This window comes from Paenibacillus sp. HGH0039, from assembly GCF_000411255.1.
Classification (GTDB): domain Bacteria; phylum Bacillota; class Bacilli; order Paenibacillales; family NBRC-103111; genus Paenibacillus_F.
The window spans coordinates 2873173-2887804 of record NZ_KE150412.1 but is presented as its reverse complement, the minus strand read 5'-3'; the positions used below and the strand labels follow the sequence as shown (position 1 = coordinate 2887804).

Genomic DNA, 14632 nt, shown 5'->3' with positions numbered 1-14632 from the left:
GAATGGGAGGAAGTATGAGAATAAAAAGGTTTATATGGATGACTTTGTGGCTCCTCATGGTATCCGCGCAAATCGGGGCGGCAGAAGGAACAACGAGAACGAATCCGGTTAACTCGTCGTTACTGGATTCACTTCGTCAGGGAGGATACATTCTGTTCGTCAGGCACGGAGAAGCAACGATCGGAGAGGATCAGCCGAATCTCATCTTCCGCGATTGCTCCACGCAAAGAAATTTGTCCGAGGCCGGCAGAGCTCAGGCCTTGCTTTTTGGGAAGACGCTCAGGAGTTTGCAAATTCCCGTTCAATCTCCGGTTGCCGCCAGTCCCTTTTGCCGGACACGGGAATCCGCAGAGGTAGCTTTCGGTAAGGAACAGGTTGAATTAGATCCGTTCTGGGTCCGTATTTACAAGCTGAGCAGTCCGGTATCCGCGACCGAGAAGGAGAATACACTAGCTGCCCTGACTTCCGTTTTGGAAAAAGTGCCGCTTCCCGGAACCAACAGGGTTATCCTTGCTCACAGTTTCCCTAAAGGGATCGGTTTGGGAGAGATTCCTTACATGGGAACCGTTGTTGTGAAACCGAAAGGAGAAGGCAATGGATATGAAATTGTAGGTAAGTTTTCTTTAAACGAGCTTGAAAATTCACTGCGGGAACAGTAACTGGTACAGACCGGCCGGTGAAGAAATTCTTGGAAAATCCGGCCTTATCCGGTTCGTCCCTAGCAAGAGACTGATGGAAAAGCAGAACCTGCCTCCGACATAGTCAATCAAGCCAGGGCCATCCGCACAGGATGGCCTTATTTTGTCTTTAAGCCGTGCGGTATTCCTACATTTGAGTGAGGAAGCTCCGTGAGGCAGGCCGCTTCTTCCATCCTGGAGAAAACTGCTTTCCTGCCCTGACCCATCCCGCACTACCCATGACGCCTGCGGAAAGTTATAATTGCTTTATTGGGGAAAGGCAGGGTGGAAAGGCATGAACATTAAAGGGAAGGTGTGGTTGGGAACCGCCGTTTCGATCCTGGTTATAGGCGGCTTAACCGCGATGGCTTGCATATTTTTAGACGGAGTGTTTTTGGCTCTTTCTTTGATTTTAGGGTTGATCGGTCTTGCTACGGGCGTTTATCTTATTACCGGTATTCACCGGGGGATTAATAAAGGCATGCACAGAGTCTCGCAGATCGTCGGAGACATAGCGCAGGGCACGGTAAATCCTTCCGACCGTTCCGCCGAGGCGGGAGACGAATTCGGACAACTGGCGCAGTCCTTCCGCTCTCTCGCGGTGGATTTGTATACCAAAACCGAAGAAGAGCGCATTCTGCGCTTGGAAGCGGAGGAGCAGGCGTGGATTAACGTCCATGTCACGGAGATGGCGATTCTGCTGCAGGGGTCCGTTCAGATCGCGACGGCCTCGCGGATCTTCATCGGCAAGCTGGCTTCATGCGTACAAGCGGCCTACGGGGCTCTTTATGTACAAAAAGACGGCCTGCTGCAATTCGCGGCCGGCTACGCTTACGATGATACGGCGGCGGAACGGCGGCAGCCGATCGCTTTGGGCAGCGGGCTTGTAGGCCAGAGCGCCCTGGATAAGAAGACGATCCTGCTGCATGATCTTCCGGACGGTTATGTGAAAGTTCATTCGGCGCTGGGCGATACGAAGCCCGCGGCGTTAATAATCGTCCCCGTTTGCTATGAGGATGAAGTCGTCGCTGTTATCGAACTGGCTTCGCTGCGCGATTTTACGCCCAAAGAACGACAGTTAATTGATCTGACCACCGCCAACATGGGCATTCTGCTGAATACACTGGCGGATGTGGTGCGGATCGGCGAGCTCCTGAAAGAAACCCAACTGCAGAAGGAAGAGCTGGAGGCCCAAACCGAGGAGCTTCAATCCCAGACCGAGGAGCTGCAGGCTCAGACCGAGGAATTGCAGATGCAGGCGGAGGAGCTCGAGAGCCAGACGGAAGAGCTGCAGGCTCAAACCGAAGAACTCCAGATGCAGGCGGACAGTCTGCACACGTCCAACGAGCGGCTCCAGGAGGAGATGAAGCTTACGGAGCTTCAGAAAGAGGAAATCAAGCAGCAGGCGGACGAGCTGAAAGCACAGGCGGAGGAATTGTTCGAGTCCAACAAGCAGCTTCAGGAGCAGATGGAACTGACCGAACTGCAGAAGACCGAGATCTCCGAGCAGGCCGACGAGCTCAAAGAGCAGGCGGAGGAACTGCTGGCTTCCAATGAGAATCTAAAGCAGCAGGTTGAGCTGACCGAGCGGCAGAAAATCGAAATTAAAGAGCAGGCCGATGAAATTTTCATGGCGGCTCAATATAAATCCGAATTCCTGGCGAACGTTTCGCACGAGCTGCGGACGCCGCTTAACAGCCTGCTGATTCTGTCCCAGATCCTTGCGGAAAATAAAGAAGGAAATCTTCATTCCAGGCAGCTTGAATATATCCATACCATTTTTTCGGCAGGGAAGGACCTGCTTACGCTGATTGACGAGATTCTGGATCTGGCGAAGCTGGAAGTCGGCAAAATGACGGCGGTCGTCGAGCCGACCTACCTGAAGGATGTCAGCAGTCACTTGTACCGTCATTTCGAACAGCAGGCGAAGGAGAAAAATATCCATTTCGACATACACAGCGATAGACGGCTTCCCGAAAGCATCCTGACGGACGGGCACAGACTTCAACAAATTTTGAACAACCTGCTGTCCAATGCGCTTAAATTTACGGAAAAAGGGGCCGTCACGCTTTCCATTCACGGCGCATCCGCTCCAACCGGCCGAGAGGGACAGGCCGCCGCCGAGGAAATCGTCTTCTCCGTCACCGACACGGGGATCGGCATCCCCGCCTCGAAGCTTGAGAGCATCTTCGAGGCGTTCCAGCAGGCGGACGGCACGACCAGCCGCAAATACGGCGGCACGGGCCTCGGCTTGACCATCTGCCGGGAGCTGGCGGCGCTGCTGGGCGGCCGGATCGAAGTCAGCTCGGCGGAAGGGGAAGGCAGCACCTTCTCCCTGCATCTGCCGGCTGCGCAGCCCGGCACCGCCGTTTCCCAAGCCGCCGCGGCAAGCGACACCATGTCCGCCGCATCTGAGCAGGCCAAGCGGGGGAAAAGCAGCTTTCAGGAATCCTTCGTGCCGGATATCTCCATCTCGAATCCGAAGCTGCTCCAGCTCGCGGAGATGGAAGACGACCGCGACAACCTGCAGCCGGGCGATACGCTGCTGCTGATCATTGAAGAGGACGCCGAATTTGCGTCCACACTCCTGAATCTGGCACGGCAGAGAAATTTCAAGGCCATTGTCGCCTCCCAGGGAGACCAGGGACTGGCTCTGGCTCACGCGTACAAGCCGGATGCGATTCTGCTCGACATCCAGCTTCCCGTACTGGACGGCTGGTCCATTATCAGCCGCTTGAAAGGCCGGCCGGAGCTCCGCCATATTCCGATTCATGTCATTTCGACGGCCGAAGAGAACCAGCAGGGGCTGGCCATGGGGGCGCTCGCCTTCTGGAAGAAGCCGAACGACGTTCACGAGCTGGAAGCGGCCTTCCTGCAGATCGAATCGTACATCCGCAGGCGTACCAAAAGCCTGCTCATTGTGGAAGACAATCCTGTTCTGCGCAGCAGCGTAGTCGCTTTTATCGCCCATCCGGACGTGAACATCGTCGCGGTCGCAACGGGCCGGGAGGCGCTGGAACAGCTGGCCTCCCATCATTTTGACTGCATGGTGCTCGATCTGGGTCTGTCCGATATTTCCGGCTTCGATCTGCTTGAGCAGGTGAAGACCAACCGCAAGCTCCAGACGCTGCCGGTCATTATTTTTACGGGCAAGGAATTAAGCAAGCAGGACGAGCAGCGCCTCCATCATTACGCGGAAAGCATCGTGATCAAGAATGTAAGGTCCATGGAGAGGTTGTACGATGAAACGGCTCTATACCTCCACCGTAAACATGCGGATCTGCCTGCGGACAAGCAGGAGCTGATCGAGAAGCTCCATAATCCGGAAGCGGCGTTCCAAGACAAGAACATTTTGCTGGTTGACGACGATATGCGGAATATTTTTGCTTTGTCCAGTGTGCTGGAAGGGTATAACATGAATATACAGTTTGCCCAGAACGGCAAAGAGGCTTTGATCATTCTCCGGAATCATCCCGAAGTCGACCTGGTATTCATGGATATCATGATGCCTGAGATGGACGGCTACGAGACCATGAGGGAGATCCGCAAAATGCCGGAGTTCGAGAAGCTTGTCATCATCGCGCTGACAGCGAGAGCTATGGACGAGGACCGGGTTAAATGCCTGCAGGCGGGCGCCTCCGATTACATCTCGAAACCGATTAATACCACACAGTTAGTCAGTATGCTCAAGACCTGGTTGATCACTTAGATCACTTGAAGGATCTGTGCGAGCTTGTTACGGGGGATTAGAATGGAGTATCCGATTCGCATTTTATTGGTCGATGACCGGCCGGAAGATTTTCTCACGATACAAGCGCTGCTGGTTGATACGCCTTACCAGTTAATCCGGGCATCCTCGGGTATGGAGGCTTTGAAATTTTTGCTGGAGAGCGAATATGCCCTCATCATTATGGATGTCCTCATGCCCGATATGAACGGGTTCGAAACGGCGGAACGAATCAAGAGACGTAAAAAGTCGGAGGACATTCCGATCATTTTCCTCACCGCCCTTACTCCGGAAGTCGAGGATTATATGAAAGCTTATACGGCGGGCGGAATCGACTATTTGACGAAGCCTTTCCATTCCGGCGTTTTAAGAAGTAAAATCGAAGGTTTTGTACGGTTATACAAAGCGCGCAAAGAGCTTCAAATCAAAACAAGCGAGCTTCAGAAACAAACCTTGGAGCTGGAAGACGCGAACCGCGTGCTTACCCAGCTTAAGGAAACGGCGGAGGTTGCTTCGAGGATCAAATCGGGCTTTCTGGCGATGATGAGCCATGAGATCCGCACCCCGCTGAACGGCATCATTGCCTTGTCGGATATTTTGATGGCTTCGGATTTGAAGCGGGACGACGCGGAAATGGCCGAGATTATTCACACGAGCGGACACGCTCTGCTCTCCGTCATCAATCATATCCTCGATTTCACCAAAATCGAATCGGGCAAGATGGAGCTTGACTACGAGCCGTTCAATCTGACAGTCTGTTTGAAAGAAACGATGGATCTGTTCCGCGCTCTTGCACGCGAGCGAAATCTGCTTCTGGAGACGCACATAGAGCCCGGAATTCCCGAGATCCTTATCGGAGACTCCAACCGGCTGAGACAGGTGCTGAACAACCTGATCGGCAACGCGGTCAAATTTACGGAAACCGGCAGCGTTAAGGTAAAGGTGAGTCAAAAAAGCGTGGACGATAAGCTGATCACCCTTGAATTTATCGTGGAAGACACCGGAATCGGCATTCCCGCCGACAAAATGAATCACTTATTCCAGCCCTTTACTCAGATTGATGCCACCATTAGCCGGAAATTCGGCGGCACGGGCCTTGGCTTGTCGATCTGCAAAACACTGGTCAATTTGATGGGCGGAACTATTTATGCCCGGTCGAACGTCGAAAAAGGAGCGGTCTTCGTGTTCACCATCCAGACCGGCATCCCTGTGGGCACGTTAAACAGCCCGCAGCATTAAAAGCACCCCTTACAAGTTCACGGTTTTTCCCGGAAAGGGAACGGTCCGTGATCGGGTAAGGGGTGCTGTCTTTTTCGGAGAGTAATCGGGGCAAGTCAGTTCCGGACGGGATTACTCCTGCCGGAATGCGCCTGGAGACACGGGGTCCGGAATCCGGGCCTGCTCCAGGAATTGAAGCAGTTCCTCGTTGAATTTCTCCGGCTCATCGAACATCATGGCATGCCCGCTGCCCTCGAAATGCACGATGCGGGATTGCGGAATACCCTGGCGGGTAACGTGTGAAGGGCGTTTACCACATTCAAAACGACAACAGCTATCACTGCCGCCTAAAAAGATGGATTGACCGCTTTAACGGTGTCGCAACCAAGTATTTGCAACATTATCTGGCTTGGTTTCGTTATTTAGACAGCAACGAGCATGAGAACACTGCTTCGAAAAAGAAAAATATGCTTATCACGTCTTGCTTGTTTACTGTAAAGGCGACAAATACCAAGCTTCGGCGTCCGTCTTTTGCTTGCCGAAAGGGCAGCATAGTGGAATGACTTACTGACTATTTATTATGAATTGAAACAAGTAACCCTTCATAAAATGAAATTGGTCATTTGACTAATTTATCAAAATGTGGAGGTCAAAAAATGTTAAGTTTTCATACAGAGCGACAGATGATTCCTCATCCAATTCTTTTGGAGGCAAGACAAAGTGCTTCGAATCAAATTTTATTGACATATGATAAGCGAACTGATTTAGCGTCAGCAACAAATGTTTCGAATTATTGGATTAGAAGTAATATGAGTCCTGTTGGTATCGCGAGCGTAGGAATGAAGGATGCACTAACAGCAGAGAATGCAATACGCCCCGATATGGCAATGATAACACCTGCTGACAATTCCATGATGAGATACGTCATGGCATTTAGGGTAAATGCTATGTCTGGTATAATGTATACTGTACTCCCTTGTTTTGTTAACTTAGAAGGCATGACTGGGTTTAGAGGAGAAAACTGGGCTCCTTTCAGCAGAAATATGTTTATTGGCATGTAATTTAGATGTTTGAACCGATATTTAAATTATCCGCCCTTTCATTCAATGGGCCGCTTTTATTTGGTTCTAAATCAACATTAAGATTAAACACAGCTTATTTTTAAGGCCTTCCTTAAAGGTCCCCGGCGCCATTTTGTGCGCATACATACCCCGCAATCAACCCTTCAACCGCTTCTCCAAGCTCATCTTCATGCCCGGGAATCAGCCAATGCTCGGGAACGATCAGATAGCTGCGGGCGCTTCCTTGCAGAAAACTGTACAGAATCTGCGCTTCGTCAATATCGTGCCGACTGATTTTGGGGCGGGGGGACAGCGGTTCTTCCAGGCGGAAGGTATCCAGAATCGCGGAGCGTATCCGCCTGTGGAGCGTATGCGGGGCTGCCGGCCCGTTCCGGTCCGTGTCCGGAGCCTCCACTTTGGTATCTCGCACAATCCGGTTCCCTTTAACGAGAATGAGTTTAGCCTCACGGCCGTTAACGGGTTCCAGAATGACGATGTTCCGGCCTTCTTCGGCGAATCCGATCACTTTCTCTTTGTGGATCAGGGAACCGAGGGTTTTCATCAGGTCCCGGTATTTGGCTGCGGCTTCGAAGTTATGCTTCTCCGCCGCTTCTATCATCCGCTGTTCGAGATCTTCCAGTACAGCCGGATGGTTCCCGTTCAGGGCAGTGATGATTTTATCGAGCACGGAGTTGTAGGCGCTTAGAGCGTCTTCGCTGCCGGTACACATTCCCAGACACAAGCCGAGAGAATGATTGAGGCAGGGCGAGTGCTTGGCATAAGGACTGCTGCAAAGGATCCGATAGCTTTCTTGGAGCCCTTGGACGGCTTTTTCCACCGTGCTTCTGCTCGTATAGGGCCCGAAAAAGAGGTCCCCCTCCTGTCCGGCGGGGTCATTCGTAATATCGATCCGACGGCGGCCTTCACGGCTGCAGCGGATGACGAGATACGTATACGCGAGCGGATTTTTCATTTTTTTATTATACAGAGGCTTCAACTGCTTGATTAACCGGCATTCCAGCATAAAGGCCTCGAATTCCGTATCGGTCAGACGAACCTCGAAATCGCGGATATTGCTTATGAGTCGTTTGACTTTGGGAGAGTGGGCTTTTGACTGCTGAAAATAAGTTTGGACTCTTTTTTTGAGAGATTTGGCTTTGCCCACATATATAATATGGCCCAGACGGTCTTTCATCAGGTAGACGCCGGGAGTTAAGGGAAGGGCTTTTACTTTTTCCGCGAGATTCATAGAGATTCCTCCATTGCTCTTGCTCGGCCCTGTCATTATATCAAATGGCTGTATGGACAGAAAGCGAGGCGGACACGGGAGAGCGAACTTCAAGCTGCAAGACGGAAGGAAATTAATCTGCCCCAAATAAACTGTTAATATTTACCAAACATTTCTTTGCTAGGATGAAGTGATTTCATTCTTGTTTGAAGGGGTGTGTATGATGTACAAATTCAGCAAGTCCAAGTGGCTCGTCGTGCCGATGGCTGTTTTCATGGCGGTGTCCGTCGTTTTGCCGGGAGCGGGCGCCGGAGCTCTAGGAAGCTCCGCAGCGGCAGCGGCAGGCTCCAAGGCTCCAACGGCTTTGGCGCTGACGTTCAACGGGGATGCCAAAACCTCGCAGGGCTTCGCGTGGTACACCGATCCCGCCGTTACCGGCACGAAGCTGCAGGTGGTGGAATCGTCTCTCGTTACCGGCGGCGTCTGGCCGTCGAGCGGCGTCATCTCCTTCGAGGGGAGCTCCGCGCCGATCCAGGTTTATCAGTCGAGCTCGGACAAGAGCGCGGGCAAGAAGACCGCTTACGCCGATCATAAGGTTACGGCGACGGGCCTGAAACCGGGCACCGAGTACACATACCGGGCCGGAGACGGCCAGGAGGGGAACTGGAGCGAGACCGGCACGTTCAAGACCGAGGAGCAGAGCGGCGGAGCGTTCACGTTCCTCTATACGACGGACCCGCAGGGTACGACCGAGCGGGAGTACGCGACCTGGAACCACACGCTGGAGGAAGCGGTCAAGAAGTTTCCCGCGTCCCGTTTTATCACTGTCACCGGGGATCTGGTAGACAACGGGGACATCGAGAATCAATGGTTTTGGCTGCTGGGCAAGCCGCAGGCCATTCTGAAGAAGATGCCTCTCGTGCCTGCGCTCGGCAACCATGAGAGCAAGTCCAACAACAACTTCTGGTACCACTTCAACCTGCCGAACACCTCCAATACGGGAGCGAAACCGGACGGGTCGGTGTACGCCTTCGATTACGGCTCAGCCCGTTTCCTGGTCATCAATACCGAGTACAACGAGGCGAAAGGAACCGACGCCGTGTACCGGAAGCAGGAAGAGTGGCTGAGAGCGGAAGCGGCCAAGACGGACAAGAAGTGGAAGATCGTCTTGTTCCACAAGTCGCCTTATTCCGTAGCGAATCATTCCTCCGACAGCGATGTTCTCTTCTTCCGCAAGAAGCTTGCGGCTCTGTTCGATGAAATCGGCGTTGACGTCGTGCTGAGCGGTCACGATCATACGTATACGCGCACCTATCCGATGTACAATAATGTGCCGCAGAAGGACACGGCGGTGGACAAAGACGGCAACCTGATTAATCCGAAGGGAACCCTTTATCTGGTCAGCAACGCCGCCGGAGACAAAAGGTACACGCCGAAGTCCGGGCCGTTCCCTTATGCGTTTAAATACGGCCAGCCGGGCAAGGAAATGTTTACGGGCGTTACCGTGGCGAACGATAAAATCACGTTCCAGGTCTATACGACCACGGAAACGGGCGCGACCGCTCTGTACGACCAGTTCGGCATCGCCAAATCGGATACGAAACCGAGTCCGGTCCGGTAAGCGAAGCTTAGTCCGATTCGGCAGGGGAGGCCGTGTTAGCCTGGCGGGCGCCGGAAGAGCGCAGCAGACCATGTCAACGGCAGGATGTCGTAAAATAGAGACTGGAAATAGCGATAACGCCTCGTCGAATCCGATTCGAACGGGGCTTTTTCTTTATCGCGCTTTATTCCCGAAGACGCTTGTTCCCTCCGGGTAACGGCCGCCGCTATCCTTGAATCGGTTAAAGGATCGAAATGTGAGGGCCGTTTATACAGCGGTTATTTTGCTCTGCTTCAAAAAATTAGCGGTTCCCCGGCTCCCCTTTAATCACTTTGAGGCGGGCGAACCGTGGAATGGTTTGTCAGGACGATGAGAGTGTGGCAGAATATAGGGATAGAAGGTACCGACCAGCGAATGGAGAACACGAACCTATGTCGAATTTGCCAAACTGTCCGGCATGCAATTCCGAATATACCTATGAGGATGGAAACCTTCTGGTTTGCCCGGAATGTGCCCATGAATGGAATGTAGATGCCGAACCCGGGAACGGGGAAGAAGAAAAAGTCGTCAAAGACGCCAACGGCAACATCTTAAAGGATGGCGATTCCGTATCCGTCATCAAAGATTTGAAGGTTAAAGGAAGCTCTTTTGTTCTGAAAATAGGCACCAAGGTAAAGAACATCCGTCTCGTTGACGGAGACCATGATATCGATTGTAAAATCGACGGCTTTGGAGCCATGAAATTAAAGTCGGAATTCGTCAAGAAAATTTAATGCGGGATAGAATAAAAACGAACCTGTATCAGGAAGCCCTCTGACTTGGAGGGCTTTATTTTTGCATCGTCGTATGGGCAGGCCTCCGTTGGGACAGGCGAGGCTCGGTAACTATAGAAAAAATCTTAATTTTAAGATACAAGGGACATATCGAAAGGAAGGATACGTATGAACAAGGAGCAGTTTGATGAAGTATTTGAATTAATGGAGGCCTCTTTTCCCGATACGGAAATAAGGACTTGCGAAGGGCAGCGGGCGCTGCTCGCTCATCCCGCTTACCGGCTTAACGTGAGCCGGAACGAGGACGGGGAAATCCTGGCTTTTATGGGGGTCTGGGAATTCAAAGCGTTTCGTTTCGTGGAACATATCGCGGTCAATCCGAAACAGCGGGGCGGAGGAATAGGCAAAAAGTTGATGACGGCTTATACGAGCGGTTCTTCGACTCCCGTCATACTGGAGGTAGAGCCCGCGAACGATACCGATTCCAAGCGGAGAATCGAGTTTTACGAGCGCCTCGGCTTTCATTTGAACGCCTTCGACTACTTTCAGCCGCCCCTCAGGGAAGGGCAGCCGGAGCTTGCTCTGCAAATCATGAGTTATCCCGATCCGATAAGCGAAGAAGAATTTCAGCCGTACAAAAAACTACTGATGGCCGAGGTCTATAAACAGGCCTGACCCCGGCCGCCAAAGCCAACTTCGTAAAGACCAATTTAATCAGGAGGCTGCAAAATGGAGATAGGGATAAGCACGTTTGTGGAAACGACGCCGGACGTTCATACCGGCGAGGTGATCAGCCACGCGCAAAGGCTGCGTGAGGTTGTGGAAGAGATCGTACTCGCCGATCGTGTGGGGCTGGACGTGTACGGGGTAGGGGAGCATCACCGCAAGGATTATGCGGCGTCTTCTCCCGCCATCGTACTCGCCGCGGCTGCGCCGCAGACGAGCCGTATCCGGCTGACCAGCGCGGTCACGGTGCTCTCTTCGGCGGACCCTGTGCGCGTGTTCCAGGATTTCGCCACGCTCGACGGCATATCGGGCGGCCGCGCGGAAATCATGGCGGGCCGGGGCTCTTTCATCGAGTCATTCCCGCTGTTCGGCTACGATCTGGACCATTACAACGAGCTGTTCGACGAGAAGCTGGAACTGCTTCTGAAGATCCGGGCGTCCGAGCAGGTGACCTGGCAGGGCGGCCACCGGCCCGCTATCGACAACCTTGGCGTGTATCCGCGTCCGGTTCAGAATCCCCTGCCGGTCTGGATCGGCAGCGGAGGCAACCAGGAATCCGTGGTACGCGCGGGACTGCTTGGCTTGCCCCTTGTTCTGGCCATCATCGGGGGCAGCCCGGTGCAGTTCGCGCCGCTCGTGCAGCTGTACAAGAAAGCGGCCGCCCACGCAGGGCATGACGCCTCGAAGCTGCCGGTCGCCTCGCATTCGCACGGCTTCATCGCCGAGACTACGGAGCTTGCGGCCGACAAGTTCTTCCCGTCCACGCAGGCCGTCATGAACGTGCTGGGACGGGAGCGGGGCTGGGGGCCTTACGACCGATCCAGCTTCGATTCCGCGCGGAGCTTTAACGGAGCCCTGTACGTTGGGGACCCGGACACGGTCGCTCGCAAGATCGTTCATCTCCGCAAGAACGTAGGCATCACCCGGTTTCTGCTGCACGTGCCGGTCGGCACGATGCCTCATGACGAAGTCATGCGAGCCATCGAGCTGCTGGGGACCGAAGTGGCTCCGCGGGTACGCGAGGAAGTTGCCGCATGGGAAGCGGAAGGCGCAGAGAGAGCTTAGCCGGCCGCACGGCTGTATAGTAGCGTAAGAAGACTGCTTCTGCATGGGACAGACCCGCAAGCCTGTTTGGCTGCCGGTCGCAAAGCTCTAATTGGAATAGAAAAGGCCCGGTTAGCTGGTTATAGAAGCTAAGACGGGCCTTTTTTTGTTCGGCATCCGACAACTAGCCGGGATGCTTGGGCTGCATTCGCCTTTACCAACCGCTTCTCGCCTAACAATACGCTTTAGGGTCGGTTTCATGTAACGAAGCCGGGACGAACGCCTATATACAGGGGAGTCGAGCGGGAGTATGATACTAGTGTGGAAACTTATGGAAAAAGGGGTTGAACATCTTTATGGGCAGTTGGAAGTCGGTAGAACCGGAACCGGATAGTAGCATGGAGGAAGTCATGTCCAGACCTCGTGCGATGAAGATTTGGCTGCCTCGGGTATTCGACTCTTCCCAAACATAGGTTTTCATGTGACTTTCTCGCATTTGTGAGGAGGTTGGAGGCATGGAGAAGAAGCCTTATTTTCAATGGAAAAAAGAGCCTGAAGACGCTTCGAAAATTCAAGGGTTCGATATCGAACTTAACCGGGAAAGCACCAAACGGATCGATCGGCTGGTGGATCATTACGAAAAGAGCATTCTTTCTCATTTAGATGAGGAGTATGTCAAGAAGACGAGATGGTCGGACCGCATTGCGGACCGGATCGCGTTCTTCGGCGGCAGCTGGAAATTTATCATTTATTTCGCTCTATTTCTGGCGGTTTGGATTACCTGGAACACGCTTCCGTTTACGCCTTTGCATTTTGACCAGGCTCCGTATATTTTACTGAATTTATGCTTGTCCTTTGTTGCCGCTTTTCAAGCCCCGGTCATTATGATGAGTCAGAACCGGCAGGCCGCAAGAGACAAGCATGAATCCGTCATTGATTTTGCCATCAATTATAAAGCGGAGCAGGAAATCGACGCCATGCAGAGCCACCTGCACCGGATTGAAAACGAGCTGATCGAAGTCAAACAACTTCTGACCGCCCTTGCCTCGCAGATAGATAACGGGGATGGCATAGAATAACCGCAAGCAAGGAGCCGCTGTCAGCGGCTCCTTGCTGCGTCTTCCTGTTTACTCTCTCCAGCCTCTATTTGACCTGAACCCAGGCATCCCCTAACCACGTACGGATGTGGTACCAGTCCTCCATCTGCTCAAAAGCCGTTACCGTCTGGGGGGAAAGCTCCGACAGAATGCCGGAAGATTGACGGGGTTCACGGTACATGCGGGTGTCTTCGGTCAATTCGATCTTCGATTCTTTGACTTCGATCTTCCCCAGCAAGGGCTTGTTCACATGAACCCACGATTTGCCGAGCCAGGTATTGACGCGGAACCAGTTGCCGAGGCGCGCATCCGCTTTTAACGGCTGCGCTGTCAGGGAAGCGCCGGTTTTATTCCGGCTGTCCGCTTCCGAATAAAGGGGAAGGGGCTCCGTCAGAATAAGATCGAAGGTTTTGTACTCGACGGGAATCCGTTCCTTCCAAAGCTCGAATCCTTGCTGGGCGACAAACAAGCCCAAATCCCTGTTTTCGTTCCAAATGCGCGGGAATTCCGACAGGGGCAGGCTTCCTTCCCCGGCATATCTGCCGATTTCGGGTGTCAATCCGGGACGGCCGAGGGATTGGATAAACCAGTCGGTAAAGCCTCCGCCTGACGGGTTGGACTCCGGTTTTACCGGTGTATACCCGGTCATTGCGGCAACCTGGGACATGATTTTACGGTCTCTTTCCAAATTTTTGTCCAGGGTATGGAAATTCCAGTACAGGATGCTTCCGGAGGAGTGGTAAGACAGCTCCATATCCGGATCGACTTCTTTGGTGAAGGCGACCATTGCTTTCGTTTCCGCGGTCTGGAGCGGCTCGTCCCCTTTGAAATTCTTATAGTACGGCCGGCCGGAATCGTTGCGGATGGATTTCCATTCCGCCGGATATTGGCGGTTCAGGTCAATGCCCTCGGCATTTGCCTTCCACCGCGAGAAGTCGGAGCTCTTCTCGTTCATGGCGAGAAGGCCTGCCCGGGCTTCGCTCGGAAAAGCGGATACGCCCTTCTGCTGGAGTGTGACGCCATCGGGGTTGACCATGGGCACGAACCAGATGGACGTGTTGTTCAGAACGGATTGAAGAGCCCGTCCGTTCATAGCTCCGTTGCGGACATAAAGCTGGGCGTACTGGTCGATCATGTTCATGACCAGGTTGGTGGTCATCCATTCCCTGGCATGATGCGAAGCGTTAATCAGCACTTTCGCGTCGCCCGTTCCGAGCCGGACGGCCCAGATATCGCGTCCGTAGCGCGTTTTGCCGATGGATTTATATTCGATAAGTTCGGGATAAGACTTGGCAAGCTGCCGGATATCTTCTGTCATTTGTTCATAAGTATACGTCTGATTGGGGTTTACGATATCCGTCGTTTCCGCCGCATGGGCGGCTGCTGCGAATAGGAACGGAACAAGGGCAAAGACAACTAGCAGCATTCCCCGCATTTTTTTAGGCATGGCACGGCACTTCCCTTTGGATAGATTCAGGTGG

At 53.1% G+C, this 14632-nt stretch carries 11 protein-coding genes and 1 pseudogene; 10 read left to right on the top strand and 2 right to left on the bottom strand.

From position 1 onward, the window contains the following. Positions 1–14 precede the first annotated feature (14 nt). The 5 genes and pseudogenes from HMPREF1207_RS12580 to HMPREF1207_RS12565 all read left to right on the top strand — a co-directional run bounded on the left by HMPREF1207_RS12580 (position 15) and on the right by HMPREF1207_RS12565 (position 6683). Positions 15–659 carry a histidine phosphatase family protein gene (locus HMPREF1207_RS12580; protein ID WP_009675941.1) on the top strand — a complete coding sequence of 215 codons (645 nt, stop codon included), beginning with the start codon at positions 15–17 and terminating at the stop codon, positions 657–659. Positions 660–972: 313 nt separating this feature from the next. Beyond that, positions 973–4386: a response regulator gene (locus HMPREF1207_RS12575; protein ID WP_009675879.1), complete on the top strand. Its 3414-nt coding sequence runs from the start codon at positions 973–975 to the stop codon at positions 4384–4386. Positions 4387–4428: 42 nt separating this feature from the next. Continuing rightward, positions 4429–5643, top strand: a complete 1215-nt coding sequence (locus HMPREF1207_RS12570) for an ATP-binding protein (RefSeq protein ID WP_009675792.1) — start codon at positions 4429–4431, stop codon at positions 5641–5643. A 275-nt stretch (positions 5644–5918) separates the two neighbouring features. Beyond that, positions 5919–6185: pseudogene (locus tag HMPREF1207_RS29815) on the top strand (IS1595 family transposase); the annotation flags it as partial. Between the two features lie 93 nt (positions 6186–6278). Then, positions 6279–6683: a hypothetical protein gene (locus tag HMPREF1207_RS12565; RefSeq protein ID WP_036739680.1), complete on the top strand. Its 405-nt coding sequence runs from the start codon at positions 6279–6281 to the stop codon at positions 6681–6683. A 112-nt stretch (positions 6684–6795) separates the two neighbouring features. On the opposite strand, the gene HMPREF1207_RS12560 is transcribed toward HMPREF1207_RS12565, so the two are convergent. Further along, entirely contained in the window at positions 6796–7932 is a 1137-nt protein-coding gene (locus tag HMPREF1207_RS12560) for a GIY-YIG nuclease family protein (protein ID WP_009675945.1), read from the bottom strand. Positions 7933–8131: 199 nt separating this feature from the next. On the opposite strand from HMPREF1207_RS12560, the gene HMPREF1207_RS12555 reads away from it, so the two are divergent. From HMPREF1207_RS12555 to HMPREF1207_RS12535, 5 genes are all read left to right on the top strand, one after another. Then, positions 8132–9532, top strand: coding sequence for a metallophosphoesterase (locus HMPREF1207_RS12555; RefSeq protein ID WP_009675855.1), 1401 nt, complete (start codon positions 8132–8134; stop codon positions 9530–9532). Between the two features lie 410 nt (positions 9533–9942). Next, on the top strand, positions 9943–10284 hold the full coding sequence (locus tag HMPREF1207_RS12550) for a zinc ribbon domain-containing protein YjdM (protein WP_009676029.1): 342 nt from the start codon (positions 9943–9945) through the stop codon (positions 10282–10284). A gap of 168 nt (positions 10285–10452) precedes the next feature. Beyond that, the gene (locus tag HMPREF1207_RS12545) at positions 10453–10959 is read left to right on the top strand and encodes a GNAT family N-acetyltransferase (RefSeq protein ID WP_009675920.1); all 507 of its coding nucleotides are present in this window, start codon (positions 10453–10455) and stop codon (positions 10957–10959) included. Between the two features lie 54 nt (positions 10960–11013). Next, positions 11014–12075: an LLM class flavin-dependent oxidoreductase gene (locus tag HMPREF1207_RS12540; protein ID WP_009675831.1), complete on the top strand. Its 1062-nt coding sequence runs from the start codon at positions 11014–11016 to the stop codon at positions 12073–12075. A 494-nt stretch (positions 12076–12569) separates the two neighbouring features. Then, positions 12570–13133: a DUF1003 domain-containing protein gene (locus tag HMPREF1207_RS12535; protein ID WP_009675797.1), complete on the top strand. Its 564-nt coding sequence runs from the start codon at positions 12570–12572 to the stop codon at positions 13131–13133. 64 nt (positions 13134–13197) lie between these two features. On the opposite strand, the gene HMPREF1207_RS12530 is transcribed toward HMPREF1207_RS12535, so the two are convergent. Next, complete coding sequence (locus HMPREF1207_RS12530; protein WP_009675864.1) at positions 13198–14598, bottom strand: M14 family metallopeptidase; 1401 nt, start codon at positions 14596–14598, stop codon at positions 13198–13200. Positions 14599–14632: the final 34 nt, after the last annotated feature.

What these genes read in the sequence shown, in the direction of transcription:
- HMPREF1207_RS12555 (WP_009675855.1), top strand. Translation starts at nt 8,132, where the DNA reads ATGATGTACAAATTCAGCAAGTCCAAGTGGCTCGTCGTGCCGATGGCT.
- HMPREF1207_RS12575 (WP_009675879.1), top strand. Translation starts at nt 973, where the DNA reads ATGAACATTAAAGGGAAGGTGTGGTTGGGAACCGCCGTTTCGATCCTG.
- HMPREF1207_RS12535 (WP_009675797.1), top strand. Translation starts at nt 12,570, where the DNA reads ATGGAGAAGAAGCCTTATTTTCAATGGAAAAAAGAGCCTGAAGACGCT.
- HMPREF1207_RS12530 (WP_009675864.1), bottom strand. Translation starts at nt 14,598, where the DNA reads ATGCCTAAAAAAATGCGGGGAATGCTGCTAGTTGTCTTTGCCCTTGTT.
- HMPREF1207_RS12540 (WP_009675831.1), top strand. Translation starts at nt 11,014, where the DNA reads ATGGAGATAGGGATAAGCACGTTTGTGGAAACGACGCCGGACGTTCAT.
- HMPREF1207_RS12545 (WP_009675920.1), top strand. Translation starts at nt 10,453, where the DNA reads ATGAACAAGGAGCAGTTTGATGAAGTATTTGAATTAATGGAGGCCTCT.
- HMPREF1207_RS12580 (WP_009675941.1), top strand. Translation starts at nt 15, where the DNA reads ATGAGAATAAAAAGGTTTATATGGATGACTTTGTGGCTCCTCATGGTA.
- HMPREF1207_RS12565 (WP_036739680.1), top strand. Translation starts at nt 6,279, where the DNA reads ATGTTAAGTTTTCATACAGAGCGACAGATGATTCCTCATCCAATTCTT.
- HMPREF1207_RS12570 (WP_009675792.1), top strand. Translation starts at nt 4,429, where the DNA reads ATGGAGTATCCGATTCGCATTTTATTGGTCGATGACCGGCCGGAAGAT.
- HMPREF1207_RS12560 (WP_009675945.1), bottom strand. Translation starts at nt 7,932, where the DNA reads ATGAATCTCGCGGAAAAAGTAAAAGCCCTTCCCTTAACTCCCGGCGTC.
- HMPREF1207_RS12550 (WP_009676029.1), top strand. Translation starts at nt 9,943, where the DNA reads ATGTCGAATTTGCCAAACTGTCCGGCATGCAATTCCGAATATACCTAT.